General features: G+C 62.5%; 1 pseudogene. It reads left to right on the top strand.

Annotation, left to right across the window (positions count from 1 at the left end):
- Positions 1–251: 251 nt before the first annotated feature.
- Positions 252–525, top strand: a pseudogene (locus EN906_RS38740) (hypothetical protein); the annotation flags it as partial.

Raw genomic sequence — 525 nt, forward strand, 5'->3', positions numbered from 1 at the left:
GCACGCCGTCGCCGGCCAAGGATGAGGCGGTGAAGCCGCCTGTAGCACCGACACCCACGCCGACCCAGCCCGCCCCGGCTGCAACGCCACAGCAGAAGGCGGAGCCCAGCAAGCCTGACGAGAAGCCAGCCACCGCTGCGCCGGACGAAAAGCCCGCGCAAAGCGAGGAGAAGCAGGCGACCGAGGAAACCGACAAACAGCAGCCGGACAAACAGGAACCCGCACCGCAACCCGCCGAAAAGCAAGCCGTCGTGACGCCAAAGCCATTGGCGGCTGAGATCGGCGACAAGCCGGCGCCTCCAGCCTCGACTGGAAAGGCAAAGCCCAAAGCCAAACCTGCCAAGACAATGACGTTCAAACCCGCAAGAGCTTTCAAAGCGCCGATCGGGAATGCTGGAAGGTCAAATCCCACCAACGACGACGTTGCAGGATCACCGATCTATTCCGGCCTTCCGGGCGTCAGAAAGCTTTACTCGCAAGGGGCAACCGGCAATGCGTTCGCTACAAGCTCCATGGAGAATGTCC

Source organism: Mesorhizobium sp. M7A.F.Ca.CA.004.06.1.1, assembly GCF_003999135.1.
In the GTDB taxonomy this organism is placed as follows: Bacteria; Pseudomonadota; Alphaproteobacteria; order Rhizobiales; family Rhizobiaceae; genus Mesorhizobium.